An 18,241-nucleotide genomic window follows, 5' to 3' on the forward strand; every position below is an offset into this window, starting at 1 on the left:
CCATGAACCTCTTCCGCTGGGCTCTGGGGCGCCTCGGTGTCGCCGCCCTCACCCTCGCCGGGGTCTCCGTACTGATCTTCGCGGCGGTCCGCGCGATGCCCGGCCGCTACTCCGATCTCGTCCTCGGACCACTCGCCTCCCGCGCCGAGAAGGAAGCCGCGGCGGAGCGGTACGGTCTCGACGGTTCCGTTGCCGAGCAGTACCTGCACTGGCTGTTCAACGCCGTCCGGGGCGACTTCGGGATCTCGATGGCCAGCCGGACACCCGTCGCCTCGGAGTTCGCCGACCGGCTGCCCGCCACCGTCACCCTCACCGCCCTCGCCATGGGCCTGACCGTCCTGATCGGGTTTCCGCTCGGTGTCCTCACCGGAATCCGCGGTTCCGGCGGCGGCAAGCCCGGCCGGCTGCTGAGCGGCCTCGGCCTGAGCGTCCCCGAGTTCGTCCTGGGCAGCCTCGTGGTCTTCGTCTTCACCCGGTACGGACTCGGCCTCACCGTGGGGTCCCATATCCCCTGGTCCCAGGACCCGCTGGGCTCCGTGGTCTCCCTGCTCCTGCCCGCCTCGGTGCTCGCCGTCTTCTGCACGGCGGCGGTCGCCCGCACCACCCGGGACGCCGTCCTCGGCGTCCTCGTCGAACCGCACATCACCGCCGCGGTCGCCCGTGGCGAGCCGACCGCCCATATCGTCCGCCATCACGTCCTGCGCAACGCCGCGATCCCGGTGCTCACCCTGCTGGCCACGCTCACCGCGTATCTGCTGGGCGGCGCCGTCATCGTGGAACGGCTCTTCAACACCCCCGGGCTCGGATCCTTCCTGGTGGACGGGCTGGACCGCCGCGACTACGCGATCGTGCAGGCGGGGGTGCTGCTCGCGGCCACCGTCTTCATCACCGTCAGCCTCCTCGTGGACCTCGTCTGCGGACTCATCGACCCGCGCATCAGCCGGCACGCCGGGAGCACCCCAGGATGAACACCACCACCCCGCACGGCCGGGAACGGCCCACCGGACCCGCCGACAACCCGCCCGGGCAGCACCCCCGGGCCCAGCAGCCGGAACGCCCGGCACCGCGCCGGATTCCCGCCGTACTCCGGTCCCTGCTCGCCCCGCGCCGGACCCCCGCCCGACTGCGGTCCCTGCTCGCCCCGCGCTCCTTCGACGGTCTCTCCCGGGCCGCCCTGTGGACGCTTCTCCTGCTCGTCGCCGCCACCCTCCTCAGCCATCTCTTCGGCCTCGGCGGCGACCCCGGGGCCACCGTCGGCCGACGGCTCACCCCGCCGGGCGCCGAAGCACCGCTCGGCACCGACAGCCTCGGCCGCTCCCTGCTGCCGCGGCTTCTCCAGGGCATCGGTACGACCCTGCTGCTCTCCTCGCTCGCGGTCACCGCGGCGGCCGCCATCAGCACGGCCCTCGGCATCCTCGCCGGCTACCGGGGCGGCCGGACCGCGGAGACCGTCGCCCGGCTCTCCGACATCCTGTACGCCTTCCCCGCCATCGTCCTCGCCGTCCTGGTCGCCGCTGTTCTCGGCCCCGGCCGGTACGCGGCCCTGGCCGCCACCGTCCTGGTCACCGTCCCCCTGATGACCCGGATGGTCGCCGCCTCCGCACAGGCCGTCGCCCGCCGCGACTTCGTCACCGCCGCCCGGATCAGCGGGGTGCCCGCCCTCACCGTCATGCGGCGCCACATCCTCACCAATGTCTCCGGCACCGTCGCCGTCCAGGGCACCTACGCCCTGTCGGTCGGCATCCTCGTCGAGGGCGGCCTCGGCTTCCTCGGCTACGGCGTCCAGCTCCCCGACGCCTCCCTCGGACTCCTCATCCAGGAGGGCAGCCTCTACCTCGTCAACGCACCCTGGCTGATCACCGCGCCCGGTGCCGTCCTGGTCGCCGCCATCGTCGCGATCAACCTCATCGGCGACAGCCTGCGCGACCGCTTCGACCCCAGAGAAACGAGGGCGCTGACATGACGCCGATCGTCCTCGTCGACGATATCGCCGCCGAGTACCGCACCCCCCGCCGCACCGTCCGGGCCCTCGACGGGGTCAGCCTCGCCGTCGAACCGGGCGAGCACATCGGGATCGTCGGCGAATCCGGCTCCGGAAAGTCGACCCTCGGGCTCCTCATCGGCGGACTGCTGCCCGCCGGCACCCACTACCCCCGGGGCCGGGTCCTGGTGGACGGCGAATCCGTCCTGGGCCTCCCCCGCGACCGGCTCGCCCGGCTCCGCCGCGAACGTCTCGCCTTCATCCCCCAGGACCCCGTCGGCGCCCTGGACCCCACCCTGCGCATCGGACGCCAGCTCGCCCTCGCGCTGCGCGGATACGGCACCGACCGCGCCGACCTCGTACGGCGGCTGGAGCAGGTCCGTATCCAGGACCCCGAACGCGTCCTGGGGCTGCGGCCGCACGAGATCTCCGGCGGCATGGCCCAGCGTGTGATCATCGCGATGGCCATGGCCCGTACCCCGGCCGTGCTGATCGCCGACGAACCCACCGCCGCCCTGGACGCCCAGGTGCGCCAGGACGTACTGCGCCTGCTCTTCGCCCTCGCCGCCGAACACGGCACCACCGTGGTCTGGCTCAGCCACGACCTCGGCGGAGTCGCCCGCTGGTGCGACCGGGTCGCCGTGATGTACGGCGGGCGGGTCGTCGAGGACGGCCGCACCGCCGAGGTCCTGGGCGCGCCCCGGCACCCGTACACCGCCGCGCTCGCCGCCGCCGACCCGGCGCGGGCGGCCGACGGCGACCGGCTGCGGGCCATCGCCGGCACCCCGCCCGTGCTCCACGACTCCGCGGCGGGCTGCGCCTTCGCCCCCCGCTGCCCGTCCGCCACCGAGCGGTGCCGCTCCGAACGGCCCGCTCCGGTCTCCGCCGGCACCCGCACCGTCCTGTGTCACCACATCACCGGCCCCGGCTCCGGGGACGAGCCGGCCCCCCATCCGTCCGAGCGCCTGGAGGCGGCCCCGTGAACGACCACCTTCCGGCCCGCGACACCGGCTCCCGTCCGGCCGGCGACCCGTCCGCGCTCGACGGCGACCCGGCCGTACCCGACGACCCGGCCGTACTCGAACTCGACAACGCCTCCGTGGTGTTCCGCGCCGCCCGCCGCAACGGCGGCCCGGTCACCGCCATGGACGGGATCTCCTTCCGGATCGCCCCGGGCGAGACCCTCGGCCTGGTCGGCGAATCGGGTTCCGGCAAGACGACCACCGGAGCCGTCGCCCTGGGGCTGCTCCGCCCGACCACCGGCACCGTACGGTTCCTCGGCGCTCCCCACGGCCGGCGGCGCGGCGCCGGAGCCGGACGTATCCAGGCCGTGCTCCAGAACCCGCACTGGTCCCTCAACCCCCGTCTCACCGTCCGCGACAGCGTCGCCGAACCGCTTGCCGCGGCCACCCGCACCCGCCTCCGCGCCCACCACGGGGCGGTGGCCGACCTCCTCGACCGGGTCGGACTGTCCGAACGCTTCGCCGACCGCTATCCGCACGAACTCTCCGGCGGCCAGCGTCAGCGCGTCGCCATCGCCCGCTCCCTGATCACCGGCCCGCGGTTCATCGTGTTCGACGAGGCCGTCAGCGCCCTGGACGTATCCGTCCAGGCCCAGACCCTGAACCTGATCCGGGACCTCCAGCACGAACACGGCTTCGGCGCCCTCTTCATCTCCCACGACCTCGCCGCCGTCCGCTACATCGCCCACCGCATCGCCGTCATGCGGAGCGGCCGGATCGTCGAACTCGCCGACACCGCCCGCTTCTGGACGACACCCGAGCACCCGTACTCCCGCACCCTTCTGGAGAACCTGTGAACCCGCCGAGCACCGCACCCGAGCACTTCCTCACCGGGGTCCCCGCCTTCGGCCCGTGCCCGGGCAACGACGACATCCGGCCCGAGCCGCGCACCGGCGGACACCAGCGGGTGGTGACATACGACTTCCCCGGCGTCGAGGTCGGCACCGCCGACTACGCCGAGGGCCCCACCGGGGTCACCGTCGTCCATGTCCCCGCGGGCGCCCGGATGGCGATCGACGACCGCGGCGGCGCCATCGGCCTCACCTACGGCGCCGACGCCTTCGCCCATGCCGTCTGTCTCGCGGGCGGTTCCCTGTACGGGCTCGGCGCCGCGCCCGGCGTCGCGAACGAGCTCCTCGCCCGGGTCGGCAACGACGTCAACTGGCACCGGCTCCAGTGCGTCGCCGGCGCGATCATCTACGACTTCAGCGCCCGCTCCAACGCCGTGGCCCCCGACGCGGCGCTCGGCCGGGCCGCCCTGCGAGCCGCCCGCCACGGGGAGTTCCCCGTCGGCCGGTGCGGCGCCGGAGCCAGCGCCTCCGTGGGCAAGGTCGAGTACTCCCGTACCGAATTCGCGGGTCAGGGAGCCGCGTTCCGGCAGATCGGGGACATCAGGATTCTCGCCGCCACCGTGATCAACGCCGTCGGTGTGATCGTGGACCGTGACGGCACGGTCCTGCGCGGCAACTACGACAGCACCACCGGTACCCGCAGCCTGCCCCAGCTCGACTACGAGGAGGCGTTCGCCAAGAACCCCGCGGACGTGCCCGCCACCATGCCGGGCAACACCACGATCTCCGTCCTGGTCACGAACGTACGCCTCGACGACCGGGAACTCGCCCACTTCGGGCGGCAGGTCCACGGCTCCATGAACCGCGGTATCCAGCCCTTCCACACCAATATGGACGGCGACACCCTCTTCACCCTCACGACGGACGAGGTCGACCTGCCGCGCAACCCCATGCGCACCGGGCAGGACACCATGACCTCCGTCGCGCTCGGCGCGGTCGCCTCCGAGGTCATGTGGGACGCGATCCTGAGCAGCGTCCGGTGACCCGTACCGACCTCCGCCCCGGCGGCGCACCGGGCGGCCCCGCACCGGTGAGCGGGCTGCCGCGCTTCCACTCGGACGACCTCGGCCCCACCCGCCGGGGCCATGCCTTCGGCCGCGCGCACGGCGCCCGGATACGGGACGCCGTCACCGCCTACCGCAAGCTCTTCACCGCGGTGGGCGTCGCACCCGGTGATCTCCACCCGCACGGCGAGCAGGCCGCCGGGGAGATCGCCCGCTGGGCCCCCGACCTGTACGCCGAGCTCGCCGCCACCGCCGCGGGCGCCGGGCTTCCGCCGTGGGAACTGGCCCTGGTCAACGCCCGTACCGAGATCCTGGCCACCGTCGGGGCCACTGCCGAGGGCGAGTGCTCCACCGCCGTCCATCTGGGCGGCCCCGGCGCCCCGCACACCGTCCAGACCTGGGACTGGCACGACGAGATGGCCGCGGCCCGGACCCTGACGCGCCATCGCGCGGGCCGGCCGGGGCCCGTCGTGCGGAGCTTCACCGAGGCCGGGGTGCTGGGGAAGATCGGGGTGAACGACGCCGGGCTCGGGCTCCACTTCAATATCCTCAGCCACCGGGAGGACGGGGACGGGATCGGCGTGCCCGTCCATGTGATCGCCCGCCGGATCCTGGACCTGGCGACCACGGTCGCCGAGGCCGTCGACATCGCCCGCTCGGCATGGGTCACCGCGTCCACCGTGCTCACCGTCGTCACCCACGACGGCGGCGGCGGGGACGCGGCGAGCATCGAGGTGTCCCCGGCGGGCGTCGCCGTCGTCCGCCCGGACACGGACGGATATCTGCTGCACACCAACCACTTCCTCGACCCGGCACTCGCCCGCGGCGAGAACACCCCGCCCGGCGCGAGCACCCATCCGCGCTACGCGCATCTCCACCAGCACCGCTCCCTGATGGCCGAAGCCGACCCGCGGCGCTGGGTGGAGCTGCTCACCGCCCATGACAGCGACGGTGTCCCCATCTGCTGCCATCCGCAGGACGGGCTCCCCTTCCACCAGCAGTGGCGCACCCTGCTGACGCTCAGCATCGACGTCGTCCGCGCCCGGCTGCGGGTCCACCCGGGCGGCCCCTGCACCGCGGCACCGGACACCTGGGAGGTCCTGTGAACCACGGGACACCGGTGGACCCGGTCCCGCCCGCCCCCCACCACGGGCTCCGGGCCCGTCTCACCGGCATCGTGCGCTATCCCGTCAAGGGAATGGCGGGCCGCCCCCTCCCCCGGGTTCTCCTCAGCCCGGGACAGGGGCTGCCCCTCGACCGGGCGGTCGGACTGCGCAACGGCACCCTGGAGGTACGGAAGGAGTCCGGCTGGGTCAGCAGCACGGCCTTTCTGCGCCTGCTGAAGAACGCCTCCCTCGCCCGCTTCGGCCTCTCCCTCACCGAGGAGTCCGCCACCGGGGGCACGGCCGTCCTGCGCATCACCTCGCCCGGTGGGGACACTCTCGCCGTCCGGCTCCGCGACGGGATACCCCTGCCCGGCGACACCGCGCGGGCCGATGAGACCCTGCGAACCTGGTTCCCCGACGGTCCCGACGGCCCGGTCACCGCCGACGCGCCCGGTGTCTCCCTGTGGGACTGGCCGTACGCCGCAATCTCCATCATCAACCTGGACACCGTCCGCGCCCTGAGCGAATCCGCCGGGGTCCCGGTCGACCCCCGCAGATTCCGGGCCAATCTGTACGTCGAAGGGCTGGGCGCCTGGAAGGAGTTCGCGCTCGTGGGGCGGCGCGTGGCCCTCGGCGGCGCGGAACTGGAGATCATCCAGGCCACCGACCGCTGCCGCGCCACCACCGTCAATCCCGACACCGGAGAGCGCGACCTCAATGTCCCGCTGCTCCTCGCCTCCCGGTTCGGCCATGTGTACTGCGGGGTGTACGCGCGCGTCGTCCGCGGCGGCCCGGTCGCCGAAGGCGATGCGCTCACCGTCCTGGACACCCCGGCCGACCCCGCGGCACTCCCCGCGCCCGAACCCGGCTGGCCCCGCTGGGCCACCGTGGCGGAGCTGCGCGAGGAGAGCCCCACGGTCACCACCGTACGACTGCACGATCCCGCGGGACTCGCCGCGGCACCCGGGCAGCATCTGCGGATCCATATCGCCGACGAGCGGGGGCCGATCTGGCGCAGCTACACCCTCACCGGAACCGGCGCGGGCGAACCCGCCATCAGCGTCAAGCGGGTGGCGGACGGCCGGGTCTCCCCCCTGGTGCATGCGCTCAGGACCGGCGAGGCGCTCCGTATCTCCGGACCGTACGGCTCCCCGCTCGTCTCGGCGGACCCGACCCGGCCCCTGCTGCTGGCGGTGGCCGGGGTGGGCGTCACACCGGTTCCGGCGATCCTGCGCCATCTCGCCGACACGGCGCCCGAACGGCCCGTCACCGTGCTCAATGTGGTGCGGACCGCCGACGACGCCCCGCTGTGGGACGAGATCCGCGCACTGCTCGCCCGGCTGCCGCACGGCAGCGGCCACCTGTACGTCACCGCCGCCGGGCCCGTACCGCCCGGCGCCCGTACCGGCCGCCCCACCGAGGCGGAGTACGCTCGGCTGGCCCCCGACCCCGGCGGTGAGGCATACCTCTGCGGCCCCGGGCAGTTCGTCAAGGCCGCCCGGGCGGGCCTGCTCGCCGCCGGGCTCGCGCCGGACGCCGTCCGGGACGAGCACTTCTTCTCCCCGGTGGAGGTCCCCCTCACCGACCGGCCCCCGCCCTCCCCGGGCCCGTTCCCCGTCCGCTTCGCCGCCAGCGGAGTGGACACCGTCTGGACCGCCGACGACGGCAGCCTGCTGGACCTCGGCGAATCCGCGGGCGTACGCCTGGAGTCCGCCTGCCGCGCGGGCGCCTGCGGCACCTGCCGCCGCCCCGTCGACGGCGGCACGACCCACCTGATCACCCCGGGCCTCCCGGTCCCCCGGGGCAGCGCCCTGCTCTGCTGCGCGGTCCCTACCGGTCCCGTCACGATCGACGCCTGAACGGCCTCGGCGCTCCACATCCCCGCCGGTGCGGGAGCCTCGCGGCTGAGTCGCCCGGTCATGGGGGGAGTGATGGAGGTTCGGTTGAGGCGGGCGCAGGAGGGCGCCGGTGCAGTCCCCCCGGGGCGCTCATGTCGGCGGAGTAGCGGGTTTGGCCGTTCCCCATTCCGCGGCCGATCGTGCGGCGTGCTGCTCCCGGGCGGCCGTCGTCGCCGTGGTGGATTACCCGAGGTGGCTGCGGTACCAGCTTCCGTGGCGGGCGAAGTCGTCCGCGAACGCGGGCCCCGGATCCGCCGCGACGAGCTTCCAGAGCTGGTCGCTGTCGTACCAGCGGTCCACGGTGACCATGGCCAGCCGGCGCCGCAGCAGTGCGTCCTCCGGGGCCGTGAACATCGCGGCGGCCTCGTCGGTGGTGCACTCACCCTCAGGTGCGGGCAGTCCCAGCTCGCCGGTGACCGTGCTGACCAGATCGCGGACACTGACCGGTTCGGGGTGGCTCGCGTGCAGCACCCGGCCCGCGGGAAGGTGCGGCAGCAGGGCGAGGTCGGAGACGGCCGCGGCCAGGCGGTCCACCGCGACGAGGGAGAGCCGGGCGCGGCCGCCGTCGACCCAGTGGGGCATACGGCGGATCAGACCGACAAGGCCCGGGACCATCCAGGTGTCCCCGGTGCCGTAGATCAGATAGGGGCGCAGCACGGTGCCGCCGGCGGCCAGTACCAGCCGTTCGCCTTCGAGCCGGGTGATGCTGGTGGGTGAGGTGGGGTGTTCCGGTACGAAGCCCTCGGCCGCGCCCCGGTGGGGTCCGCCGGCGTAGACCGCGGCGGTCCCGAGTTGGACGAAGCGTTGTACTCCCGCACGCTCGGCCTCGGCGAGGAGGGTGTGGGTCCCGTCGGAGTTCACGGCCCGGCATTCCGCCTCGGTTCCGTCGATACGGGCCGCGAGATGGAGGACCGTGGTGACACCGTCACAGATGCCGTGCAGAGAGGCGGGATCGCTGAGGCTTCCCGGTATGTGCTCCACCGGGTGGCGGCCGGTTGCGTGTTCCGGGGACCGGCGGTGGGTGAGCAGGCGCAGGGCGGTGCCGCCGGGGGCGTGCGTGAGAAGACGGCTCACCACATGAGAGCCGACGAAGCCGGTGCCTCCCGTGATGAGCAGACGCTGGGAATTCAACAGATGTCCTTCGTGGGCGAGATGGGGCACGGGTCGTGGAATTACGTTCCGTGCTACTCTCCTGCACCATGGTGGACGGTGGCAATCTCCTCGAAGGCAAGTCGGCTCTGATCACGGGGGCCAGTTCCGGAATCGGGGCCGCGGCGGCACGTGTTTTCTGCCGTGAAGGCGCTGCCGTCATGCTGGTGTCGCGCCGTGAACCGGAACTCGCCCGTATCACGGCGGAATTGCGATCGGACGGCTATCGTGCCCACTATGCCGTCGCGGATGTCACGAAATCGGCGGACGTCGAGCGGGCCGTCAACCTTGCCGTCGAGGAATACGGTTTCCTGAACGCCGCCTTCAACAATGCGGGATTCGCGACACTTCCGGCTCCGACGCATCTGCTCGCCGAAGAGGTCTACGACACGACGATGGATGTGAATGTTCGCGGTGTATGGAATTGTCTGCGCCATGAGCTGACCGCGATGCTCGCGGCCGGTGGCGGATCCATTGTGAACAACAGCAGTACGGCCGGTCTTGTCGCGACTATAGCCAACTCTCCCTACATCGCGGCGAAGCACGCCGTAATAGGTCTGACGAAGGCAGTCTCCAACGAGTACGGGCCGCAGGGCATCCGGGTCAACGCACTGGCCACCGGCGCCACGCGCAGCGACATGATCGCCGGCTATCTGGCCGAGGACGCCCCCGCGCGGGAGAACGCCATGGCGAACAAGGCCATGCTGAGGCGGATCGCCGAGCCGCAGGAGATCGCCGAGGCCGCGGCGTGGCTGTGCAGTGACCGGTCGTCCTACATCACGGGGGCCACCATGCCGGTCGAGGGCGGGCGGCTCGCCCGCTGACACCGGTGGTCCGGTACCCGCCGGGGACAGGCCGCGGCCCGTGCCCCCGAATCTGCCGTTGTTCGTGCCGCGCACAGCGCGCACCCCGGGAGACGGAGCCGAGAGCCGCGGGGCTCCCGGGGTGCCTCGGGGTGCGGGCGCGCGGCCCCGGTGGGCAGGTCAGGCGGGCGCCGGCCCGAAGACGCATTCAAACACCGGCGAGTCGTCCTGGAAGCCCACGACCCGGATCGCATCCGGTCCCGCCGACTCGTCGGCAGCGGCCTCCAGCAAGCAGCGCTCGGTGAATTCGGCGTAGCGGTGGAAGACAATGGAGCCGCGGAGCGGGACGAACGGCTCGGGAGCGGTACGGGCGCAGGCGGCCTGGCGTGCCGCTTCGACCAGCAGCATCCCCGGTATGTGGTCGTTCGGACGCTGGAACAGCACGGGATGTCCGGTGTCGGCGCGCAGTTCCCACACATCGCTCCGCGAGGTGGGGGCGAGCAGGATGTCCTGCGGCCGGGAGCGGCCGACCAGCTTCGGGTCCGCCGCCGGAGCGCCGGAGCGGAAGGCCGTCGGCCGGACCCGGTCCTTGCGGAGTCTCCCGTAGATCGGAGGGCTGATCAGGCGTGCGTGGGCCATACCGGTGGCGAGCGTCCGGCCGCCGCGCTCGATCACCCATTCGGCGCGCAGCCGGGACGGGTAGCCGCCTCCGTAGTGGAGTTCGGGGAAGGTGACCACCAGGTCGACCTCGTCCTCCCCGGAGGTGTTCCGCGCCCCGAGTTGTTCGGGGAAGCAGGTGTAGGTGATGTCCCTGAGGAGGAAGTGGTGGTCGGGCGGGGTTCCGTAGGCCCCGTGCAGTACGGCCATCGCCGACTGCCGCATGGTCTCGACGACCAGCAGGGGGTCGTGGAGGCCGCCGTGCACCGGGGAGAAGAAGGGGTGGGCGCCGGGCCAATTCGCCCTTACCAGGAAACGATCCTCGCCCAGGGTGTTCCAGCCGGTCGCGAAGGTGTCGTCGGCGCGGACACGGTGGCACATGTCCAGGGAAACAGGCCGTAAAGCCGCGGTGTCCGTCGCGCGGCCGGCGGGACGGTCCATATCGGCCCCGTCCCGCAGATCTCCCTCGATACCAAGAACAGTTGCTCTAGTCATGGCGGCAATGTATCGACCCAGCGGATTTCTGTCGTGGAATCGGGCGGTGATAAACGCTTCGTGATTGCACGGGCGGAAAGAGCGGACGCTCGCTTTTCCATGGCTTTGACTGTTCGCCGACGCCTTGTTCGGGATGAGTGCGAGCGTGTGTTTCACGCGGTGATACGGCGGTTCCGGGTCTACTCCGGATGCGTCCCGGGTGCATCGCGGGTACGTCTCTGCCGCACTTATTACTCCCTCTGGAGGATGCCGGTTTCCGGGTGAGGTGACCGCCGTTGCCGCACAGGCGAGCAGAACAGGACCCACCGGCCCAAAAACTCCCATCCCGATGAACTTCCAGGAGCAATTGAAGGTGACATTTCTTCGCAAAACAACCACCCTGGACCAATATGGCATGACCGGTGAAGTGCGGGGTCGATGAATTCACCGGCCATGCCGATCCCCTTTCTTCCGGAGGATTGGGGCGACTGTTTCGGTGATAACTTGCGGTGAAACCCCGCATCAGGTGAAGTGGAAAGATTGCCGCATTGCCGCGTTGATGGGTTGACGGGTTCCGCGGTGGAGGCGTCCGCCCCGGAGACTGACCGGCGGCCGAGGCCTCGCGGGCGAACCGGGCCACCCGCCGGTCGCTGCCCGCGCAGCCGACCACGAGCTCGACCGCCACTTGACGGCGGGGACGGCGAGCGCGGGGACGGGCAGCGACGGGTTCCGGACTGGTCGTGCCGCCTCGTCGTACCCGGTTCGCGCCTGGGGGTTCCGTGTATCGCGGGCGTATCGAAAATCGCATACGCCGACGCAACAGCCCGGCGTCTTGAGTGGAGGCATGAACCACAGCGCATCACAGTCAACGCCGGATTCGTTCGGCCGGGAAAGGTCCGTAATCATGGCTTCGGATCCGGTACAGGGCGTCGACCGTCGGCGGCTGTTCGGATGGGGCGCGGTGGCTACCGTCGGCGTGGTGGCGGGCGTGCCGCTGATGGGCGCCGGGACCGGCCACGCCTACGCCGCCCCGACCGACTCGTCCGGGGACGACCGCATCCCGCGGGACACCCTGCCCGGCGGAGCTTTCGACCGGTACGTGGCGCAGTTGGCCGCCGAGGGCAGGTTCTCCGGTGTGGTGCTGCTGTCGCACCGGGGCCGCACCGTCCTGTCCCGCGGCTACGGCATGGCCGACAAGGAGCAGGGGATCCCGAACCACGAGGGCATCGCGTTCAGCCTCAGCTCGGCGGGCAAGCCGTTCCACGCGGTGGCCGTCCTGCAGCTGGCGCAGCAGGGCAGGCTGCGGCTGTCGGACAAGGTGGGCGCCCACCTGACCGGCTTCGCCAAGGACATCGCCGAGCGGGTGACCATCCACCATCTGCTGTCCGGTACCTCCGGGCTGGATTCCCCGGATGAGGACGTGCAACGCGTCTTCCAGAGCCGGGACGAGGTGCACGAGTACTACGGGCAGCGGGCCCGGCAGGCGAGACTCGTGGGCGTCCCGGGCACTTCCAACACCGCGCACGCGGAGGCGGAGGTCACCATTGCCGCGCTGATCGTGGAGGCAGTGGCCGGCACGACGTACTGGGACTACGTCCAGGAGAACATCTTCAGGCGCTGCGGTATGACCGGCTCGGCGTTCCGCACCAGGCCGGAGTGGCTCACCGACCCGCAGATCGCGCACCCGTACATGGAACTGGCCGACGGCAGCGTGGTGGACGCGCTCCGCAACCTGGACCAGGGCAGCCCGTTCCCGTACGTACTCGGCAAGAACCCGGGCCGCGCCTTCATCGATGCCCCCGGGGACGGCGGCTTCGCCACCGCGCCGGATCTGGTCCGCTTCGCGCAGGCGCTCACCGACGGCACAGTGCTGGACCGGCCCTGGGCCGATGTGCTCTTCGGGGCAAAGATCCCCCACGGGCCGAGGTCGTTCGGTGCGTACGGGCTCGCGGTCGGCATCGTCAACGGCCAGTGGAGGTACCAGCGTGCCGGTGGAAACCCCGGTGTCGGCGCCAACTGGAGCATCTACCCGTACACCGGCTGGGTCGCCGTCACTCTGATCAACCGCGACTCCGACAGCCTGGCGGACATCCTCGACCGGCAGACGCAGGCCATCACCGGCGCTGCGCCCTCCGGTGGGCACCCGTCGGCAGCGATTCCGCGACGCCATAGGCTTCACACATGCGGGTACTGATCGTGGAGGACGAGCCCTACCTGGCCGAGGCGGTCCGTGACGGTCTGCGGCTGGAGGCGATGGCCGCCGACATCGCCGGCGACGGCGACGCCGCCCTGGCACTGCTCGGCCTCAACTCGTACGACATCGCGGTCCTCGACCGTGACATCCCCGGACCCTCCGGCGACGAGGTCGCCCGGAGCATCGTCGCTTCCGGCAGCGGGATCCCGATCCTCATGCTCACCGCTGCCGACCGGATCGACGACAAGGCGTCCGGTTTCGAACTCGGTGCCGACGACTACCTCACCAAACCGTTCGAGCTGCGGGAGCTCGTCCTGCGGCTGAGGGCGCTCGACCGCAGACGCGGATACGCCCGGCCTCCGGTGCGCGAGATCGCCGGCCTGCGGCTCGATCCGTTCCGGCGGGAGGTCTTCCGCGACGAACGCTATGTCGCGCTCACCCGCAAGCAGTTCGCGGTGCTGGAGGTCCTCGTCTCCGCCGAGGGCGGGGTCGTCAGGGCCGAGGAGCTGCTGGAACGGGCCTGGGACGAGTACGCCGATCCCTTCACCAACGCCGTGCGCATCACCGTCTCCGCGCTGCGCAAACGGCTCGGCGAACCATGGCTCATCGCCACGGTGCCCGGCGTCGGCTACCGGATCGACACCGGTAGGAAGCCCGTGGCCCCGGACCGGGGCATCGCCGCCCCCGGCGGTCCGTATGCCTAGAGTCCCGGGGCCCAGCACCCGGCTGAAACTCACCCTCAGTTACGCCGGATTCGTGTCGCTCGCCGGCATTCTCCTGCTGGCCGTGGTGTGGGGGTTCCTCCTGCGCTACGTACCGGACAGCGATGTGGGTCTGCTCAGGGTCGCACCCAACCGCTACGTCCTCCTGCAGGTCTTCGGCCCCGCCGCAGCCGCGGCGATGGTCTTCCTGCTTGTGTTCGGGCTGGCCGGGGGATGGATTCTGGCCGGCCGGATGCTCGCACCACTCACACGGATCACGGATGCGGTCCGGACAGCCGGGAACGGATCGCTGTCCCACCGGATCGGCATGAAGGGCCGCCGGGACGAATTCCGTGAACTCTCCGACGCATTCGACGCGATGCTCGAACAACTCGAATCCCACGTCGCCGAGCAGCGGCGATTCGCCGCGAACGCCTCCCACGAACTGCGCACCCCGCTGGCGATCTCGCGGACGCTCCTCGATGTCGCCCGCAAGGATCCGACGCGGGAACGGGACGACCTCATCGAACGTCTGCACGCGGTCAACCAGCGGGCGACCGGCCTCACCGAGGCCCTCCTGCTGCTCGGCCGCGGCGACCGCGGAAACTTCACCCGTGAGAGCGTCGATCTGTCCCTCATCGCCGAAGAGGCCGCCGAAACGCTGCTTCCCCTCGCCGAACAGCGCCGGATCACGCTGGATGTCACCGGCGGACCGGCCTGGACCAGCGGCTCCGCGGAGCTCCTGTTGCGGACGGCGACGAACCTCGTCCAGAACGCCATCGTGCACAACCTCCCCGCCGACGGCACCGTAACGATCCGCACCGAGGCACACGGCGACACGAGCGTGCTGCGAGTCGAGAACACCGGTCGCCGACTCCCACCGGAACTGGTACCGACCCTTGTCGAACCCTTCCGGCGTGGAACAGAACGCGTACGCACCGGCGAACACGCCGGTGCCGGCCTCGGCCTGGCCATCGTGCACAGCATCGTCCGTGCCCACGAAGGAACCCTCGACCTCGTTCCCGGCCCCGCCGGCGGCCTCCTCGTCACGGTCCGGCTTCCCGGCCCGCCCTGAGCCGGCTCCTTCGGATCACCTTGCCGACCGGATCTGGGTGGCGGCGAGGTGGAGACCTGAGAGGTAGGCGGCGCGGTTCGGGAGTCGGCCCGGGCGACGGCCTCGGGCGGGTGGGCATCGTCCACCCGGGCTGCCGGACGGCCGGCCGCGAAGGCGTCGGTGGCAGGTCAGGACGGCACCCCTGACGGTCCGGCCCTCCCGGCCCTCCCGGCCGTCCCCCGTCGCAAACCCGTCCGGGAGTGCGCAGGTGGCCGAAGCCGGAGACCGGCCGCCGCTGAACCTGCGAGACCCCCGCTGTCACTGGGCCCGCGTACCTTCTTCCATCGACCGCCCGGCCGGGTGTCGACGGAGGACAGGGGCATGGACAACTCATGACAGACCGGCCAGGTCTCCTTCACGGCGGAGTTGGGCGGTGCCGTCCGGCCGGGCCGTACCAGGACCGGCAGTGCGGCCGGGATCTGCCGCGGCGGCATACCCGGCGCCCGTTCCCGACAGGCCCCGGAGTCCGCGTTCGCTCCGCCGCACCGGCGTTCCCGTGACGGCACCCCTCCGTCTCCCCGTGTCAGTACCCGGCGGACCACGACAGCCATCCATCGCCATCGAGGAAACGGAAACATGACCAAGGACGGATCCCCCATCCCCGGCCGGCCCGGCATGCCGCACCCCGCGGAGGACCCCTCGGGGCAGGCCGCGACGGACCCGCCGCCGCTGTCCGTACACCGCGTCGCCGAGGACTTCGACGACGACGGCTGCCTTGTCCGGCGCCGCTTCTACACCGCCGGCGGAACGGAAGTCGACGCCGACGGCGAGCCGATACCGCCCCGCCCGGCGAACGTCCCGGAGGACGCCCGGCACACGGCCCGGCACGGCCACTGGTTCCTCGGGCGCACCGAGGCCGGAGGGATGGAGCGGCGTATCGGACTGCACTGCTTCTGGGAGACCGACGGAACCCTGAAGGACGTGGAGTACCACACCCTCGACGGCGGGCTGCTCGCCCGGTTCGGCACGGGCAGTCCGCTGGTCGAGGCCGACCGGGCCGGGGATGCCGCGGCGGTCGAGCTCTGCTTCGACCTGGGACTCGGCAACAACACGCTGGTCGCGGCGCTGGCCGCGCGCGAGGGCCGGACCGCACTCGCCCTGCGGATCCTTGCCGGGGACGGCGATACGCCCGCTCACCCGCCGGAGTCCGCGGAGCCGGTTCGGTGGGGTGAGGTACCGGAGGAGGCGGTCTGGGTGGCGGACCTGTCGGCGTGGGCCGTGGGTGACGTCGATCCGGCCACGGGCTCGGCGCGGGGCACCTGGCGGCTGTGGTGGGGCATACCGCGGCCGGAGGAGGGCCCGCGGACCGTCGTCGACTTCTTCGCCTACCGCCCTTCCCTGGTCCGCGCACCGCGGCGATGGCGTTTCGACGGGCCGGACGAGGAGCGGACGTACGACGGCGCGGGCGAGTTGCTGCTCCGCCGTACGTACCGGAGGGGCAGACCGGACGCCGAGACCGAGTATCTGCCCGACGGGACGGTCGCCCACCGCCGCTTCCCCGGCAACGCACACGGCGACCGCGTCGACCCCGGTGAACGGATCGAGCACGGCGAACGCGTCGTACGCGTCGAACGGGACGGCGCTCTGGTGTCCGAGGAGTGGTTCGCAGGGGACGGCGAGGGCGCGCGCGTCGCGGAAGTCTTGCCGTGCGGGATACGGGTGGCGGGCGAGCCCGTCGAGTGGTGGCGCGCTCTGGACCCGGCCGGGGGCCTGATCGCCGAGGGGCCGGTCCGCCCCGGCCCGGAAGGCGGACCGGTGGGCGAGTGGACGCTGCACGGCGAGGAGTACGGCTCCGGATCCGCGACGGTCGGCTTCGACTTCGACTCCGGGGAGCCGGCGGTCCGGCGCGGCGCCGGCCTGGGCCGCTTCGCGCACGCGCTCCACATGTGGCGCACGATGCCGCTGCCGGAAGCGCTGACCGGTGTCGCGGATGTCGAATGGGCCGGCTACCAGCCCTTCTTCGGCAACGCCGAGGACTTCCCCTTCCTCCTGAAGGGACTCGCCGTACCCGACGAACGCGCCGCGGACTACGCCCGGAACCGGCTCCGGGAAGCGATGCTGCACCGGCAGACCCCCTCCGGAATCGCCGCTCCGGCCATGCGGTACGTGATCGCGCTGGCCGAGTCCCGGCCCGACGACGAGGCGCTCCTGCGGCTCGTCCGGCGTATCGTCACCCGCGACGGGGTCGCGCACGCCGCCCTGGAGCTGAAAATCCTCCACCAGGACGCCGCGACACAGGACGACGGCGCGGCCCACTACGCATGGAGGGGCAGGGAACCCGCCTACTTCGATATCTACACCTCCCTCGCCACTGCCGTACCGACCTGGGCCCGGCTGGCCCGCGAGGCCCCCGGTCCGATCCGGGAGATCGCCCGCCATCTGCTGGCCGCCGCCCCCGGCGAGCAGGCCGCGGCCGCTCTCCGCGACTGCATGACCGCCGAACCGGCCCGCCCCGGCGACCGCGACCGCGCGGCACTCGGCGACCTCCTCCTGTGCGTCTCCTCCAACCGAGGAGCGCCGAACAGTGCGCTCGTCGAACCGTTCCTCGACGACGGGGACCCGCTCCTGGCCTTCTGCGCCGCGCGGGCCTGGAGAGGCACCACCTGGGCCCCTCAGCCCCGCGGATACCCCGTCCTGCGCGGCCTGTCCGGCCCGGACGCCCCCGGCGCCCACCGGACGGCCGGGAGTGATGCCTCCATCGCGGAGCAGGTCGCCATTACCGGTCTGCCGCCCGAGCAGTTCCGGCGCTTCCTCGATCACCTGCTGACGGGGCTGGGCACGGTCGGCCCCTTCCTCGCCGCCGACCTGGCCCGTGCCCTGGGGGGCATCCTCTTCCCGGAGGTGGCGTACAACGAGAACGACCGCCTCACTCCGGAGCAGCGCCGGTTCGTCGAGGCGGTCATCGGCGCCCTTGAGAGCCGGACCTTCACCGATGTCGACATGATCGAGGTACTCCGCTGCAACGGCCTGCCCACCACGGCGGACACACTCCGCGGACTGTGCCGGCGCGAGGACCGGCGAAACCGCGACGGCCGGGGGTGATCCGCCGGCCGCCCGGGGTGTCCTCGCCTCCGGGACGAGGGCGGGGATCGCCTCCGGATTCCGGCGGGCGCACTCCGGTCCGCCCGCCGGGTGCGGCGGGCGGACCGGAGTCATCGGGGATCTCAGAGGGTCCTGATGTCACATGTCGTCGTGACCGTGCAGGGGAACAGGCCGAGGTCGGCTTCCTCCTCCGGCAGCAACTGCAGGGCGTCCACGCTGAACTCCGGTTCGGTCTCCATGGTCTT

At 72.0% G+C, this 18,241-nt stretch carries 15 protein-coding genes; 12 read left to right on the plus strand and 3 right to left on the minus strand.

Annotation, left to right across the window (positions count from 1 at the left end):
- Positions 1–2 precede the first annotated feature (2 nt).
- The 7 genes from ACWDR0_RS06790 to ACWDR0_RS06820 are packed head-to-tail and all read left to right on the plus strand — an operon-like array spanning position 3 to position 7,823.
- The gene (locus ACWDR0_RS06790) at positions 3–968 is read left to right on the plus strand and encodes an ABC transporter permease (protein WP_456350569.1); all 966 of its coding nucleotides are present in this window, start codon (positions 3–5) and stop codon (positions 966–968) included.
- Complete coding sequence (locus ACWDR0_RS06795) at positions 965–1,963, plus strand: ABC transporter permease (protein WP_456350570.1); 999 nt, start codon at positions 965–967, stop codon at positions 1,961–1,963. The genes ACWDR0_RS06790 and ACWDR0_RS06795 overlap by 4 nt, the downstream gene beginning before the upstream one ends.
- Positions 1,960–2,964, plus strand: coding sequence for an ABC transporter ATP-binding protein (locus ACWDR0_RS06800; protein ID WP_456350571.1), 1,005 nt, complete (start codon positions 1,960–1,962; stop codon positions 2,962–2,964). The genes ACWDR0_RS06795 and ACWDR0_RS06800 overlap by 4 nt, the downstream gene beginning before the upstream one ends.
- A complete protein-coding gene (locus ACWDR0_RS06805) occupies positions 2,961–3,800 on the plus strand; it encodes an ABC transporter ATP-binding protein (RefSeq protein WP_456350572.1) in 840 nt (279 codons plus the stop codon). The genes ACWDR0_RS06800 and ACWDR0_RS06805 overlap by 4 nt, the downstream gene beginning before the upstream one ends.
- A complete protein-coding gene (locus ACWDR0_RS06810) occupies positions 3,797–4,837 on the plus strand; it encodes a P1 family peptidase (protein ID WP_456350573.1) in 1,041 nt (346 codons plus the stop codon). Before ACWDR0_RS06805 ends, ACWDR0_RS06810 begins: the two co-directional genes overlap by 4 nt.
- Complete coding sequence (locus tag ACWDR0_RS06815; RefSeq protein ID WP_456350574.1) at positions 4,834–5,964, plus strand: C45 family autoproteolytic acyltransferase/hydolase; 1,131 nt, start codon at positions 4,834–4,836, stop codon at positions 5,962–5,964. Before ACWDR0_RS06810 ends, ACWDR0_RS06815 begins: the two co-directional genes overlap by 4 nt.
- On the plus strand, positions 5,961–7,823 hold the full coding sequence (locus tag ACWDR0_RS06820; protein WP_456350575.1) for an MOSC domain-containing protein: 1,863 nt from the start codon (positions 5,961–5,963) through the stop codon (positions 7,821–7,823). Before ACWDR0_RS06815 ends, ACWDR0_RS06820 begins: the two co-directional genes overlap by 4 nt.
- 222 nt (positions 7,824–8,045) lie before the next feature.
- Here ACWDR0_RS06820 and ACWDR0_RS06825 read toward each other — a convergent pair whose 3' ends face one another.
- Entirely contained in the window at positions 8,046–8,993 is a 948-nt protein-coding gene (locus ACWDR0_RS06825) for an NAD-dependent epimerase/dehydratase family protein (protein ID WP_456350576.1), read from the minus strand.
- A 68-nt stretch (positions 8,994–9,061) separates the two neighbouring features.
- On the opposite strand from ACWDR0_RS06825, the gene ACWDR0_RS06830 reads away from it, so the two are divergent.
- Complete coding sequence (locus tag ACWDR0_RS06830) at positions 9,062–9,835, plus strand: SDR family NAD(P)-dependent oxidoreductase (RefSeq protein WP_456350577.1); 774 nt, start codon at positions 9,062–9,064, stop codon at positions 9,833–9,835.
- 159 nt (positions 9,836–9,994) lie between these two features.
- On the opposite strand, the gene ACWDR0_RS06835 is transcribed toward ACWDR0_RS06830, so the two are convergent.
- The gene (locus ACWDR0_RS06835) at positions 9,995–10,966 is read right to left on the minus strand and encodes a ScbA/BarX family gamma-butyrolactone biosynthesis protein (RefSeq protein WP_456350578.1); all 972 of its coding nucleotides are present in this window, start codon (positions 10,964–10,966) and stop codon (positions 9,995–9,997) included.
- 883 nt (positions 10,967–11,849) lie between these two features.
- Between ACWDR0_RS06835 and ACWDR0_RS06840 the strand changes: the two genes are divergently transcribed.
- The 4 genes from ACWDR0_RS06840 (at position 11,850) to ACWDR0_RS06855 (ending at position 17,996) form a co-directional block, all read left to right on the plus strand.
- A complete protein-coding gene (locus tag ACWDR0_RS06840) occupies positions 11,850–13,139 on the plus strand; it encodes a serine hydrolase domain-containing protein (RefSeq protein ID WP_456350579.1) in 1,290 nt (429 codons plus the stop codon).
- A complete protein-coding gene (locus tag ACWDR0_RS06845) occupies positions 13,127–13,843 on the plus strand; it encodes a response regulator transcription factor (RefSeq protein ID WP_456350580.1) in 717 nt (238 codons plus the stop codon). The genes ACWDR0_RS06840 and ACWDR0_RS06845 overlap by 13 nt, the downstream gene beginning before the upstream one ends.
- Positions 13,836–14,915, plus strand: coding sequence for a sensor histidine kinase (locus tag ACWDR0_RS06850; protein ID WP_456350581.1), 1,080 nt, complete (start codon positions 13,836–13,838; stop codon positions 14,913–14,915). The genes ACWDR0_RS06845 and ACWDR0_RS06850 overlap by 8 nt, the downstream gene beginning before the upstream one ends.
- Before the next feature lie 615 nt (positions 14,916–15,530).
- Positions 15,531–17,996 carry a hypothetical protein gene (locus ACWDR0_RS06855; protein WP_456350582.1) on the plus strand — a complete coding sequence of 822 codons (2,466 nt, stop codon included), beginning with the start codon at positions 15,531–15,533 and terminating at the stop codon, positions 17,994–17,996.
- A gap of 122 nt (positions 17,997–18,118) precedes the next feature.
- On the opposite strand, the gene ACWDR0_RS06860 is transcribed toward ACWDR0_RS06855, so the two are convergent.
- Complete coding sequence (locus ACWDR0_RS06860; protein WP_456350583.1) at positions 18,119–18,235, minus strand: ALQxL family class IV lanthipeptide; 117 nt, start codon at positions 18,233–18,235, stop codon at positions 18,119–18,121.
- Positions 18,236–18,241 lie beyond the last annotated feature (6 nt).

It is taken from the genome of Streptomyces sp. NPDC003691, from assembly GCF_053981115.1.

What these genes read in the sequence shown, in the direction of transcription:
- ACWDR0_RS06845 (WP_456350580.1), top strand. Translation starts at nt 13,127, where the DNA reads ATGCGGGTACTGATCGTGGAGGACGAGCCCTACCTGGCCGAGGCGGTC.
- ACWDR0_RS06830 (WP_456350577.1), top strand. Translation starts at nt 9,062, where the DNA reads ATGGTGGACGGTGGCAATCTCCTCGAAGGCAAGTCGGCTCTGATCACG.
- ACWDR0_RS06855 (WP_456350582.1), top strand. Translation starts at nt 15,531, where the DNA reads ATGACCAAGGACGGATCCCCCATCCCCGGCCGGCCCGGCATGCCGCAC.
- ACWDR0_RS06860 (WP_456350583.1), bottom strand. Translation starts at nt 18,235, where the DNA reads ATGGAGACCGAACCGGAGTTCAGCGTGGACGCCCTGCAGTTGCTGCCG.
- ACWDR0_RS06835 (WP_456350578.1), bottom strand. Translation starts at nt 10,966, where the DNA reads ATGACTAGAGCAACTGTTCTTGGTATCGAGGGAGATCTGCGGGACGGG.
- ACWDR0_RS06850 (WP_456350581.1), top strand. Translation starts at nt 13,836, where the DNA reads ATGCCTAGAGTCCCGGGGCCCAGCACCCGGCTGAAACTCACCCTCAGT.
- ACWDR0_RS06795 (WP_456350570.1), top strand. Translation starts at nt 965, where the DNA reads ATGAACACCACCACCCCGCACGGCCGGGAACGGCCCACCGGACCCGCC.
- ACWDR0_RS06800 (WP_456350571.1), top strand. Translation starts at nt 1,960, where the DNA reads ATGACGCCGATCGTCCTCGTCGACGATATCGCCGCCGAGTACCGCACC.
- ACWDR0_RS06840 (WP_456350579.1), top strand. Translation starts at nt 11,850, where the DNA reads ATGGCTTCGGATCCGGTACAGGGCGTCGACCGTCGGCGGCTGTTCGGA.
- ACWDR0_RS06790 (WP_456350569.1), top strand. Translation starts at nt 3, where the DNA reads ATGAACCTCTTCCGCTGGGCTCTGGGGCGCCTCGGTGTCGCCGCCCTC.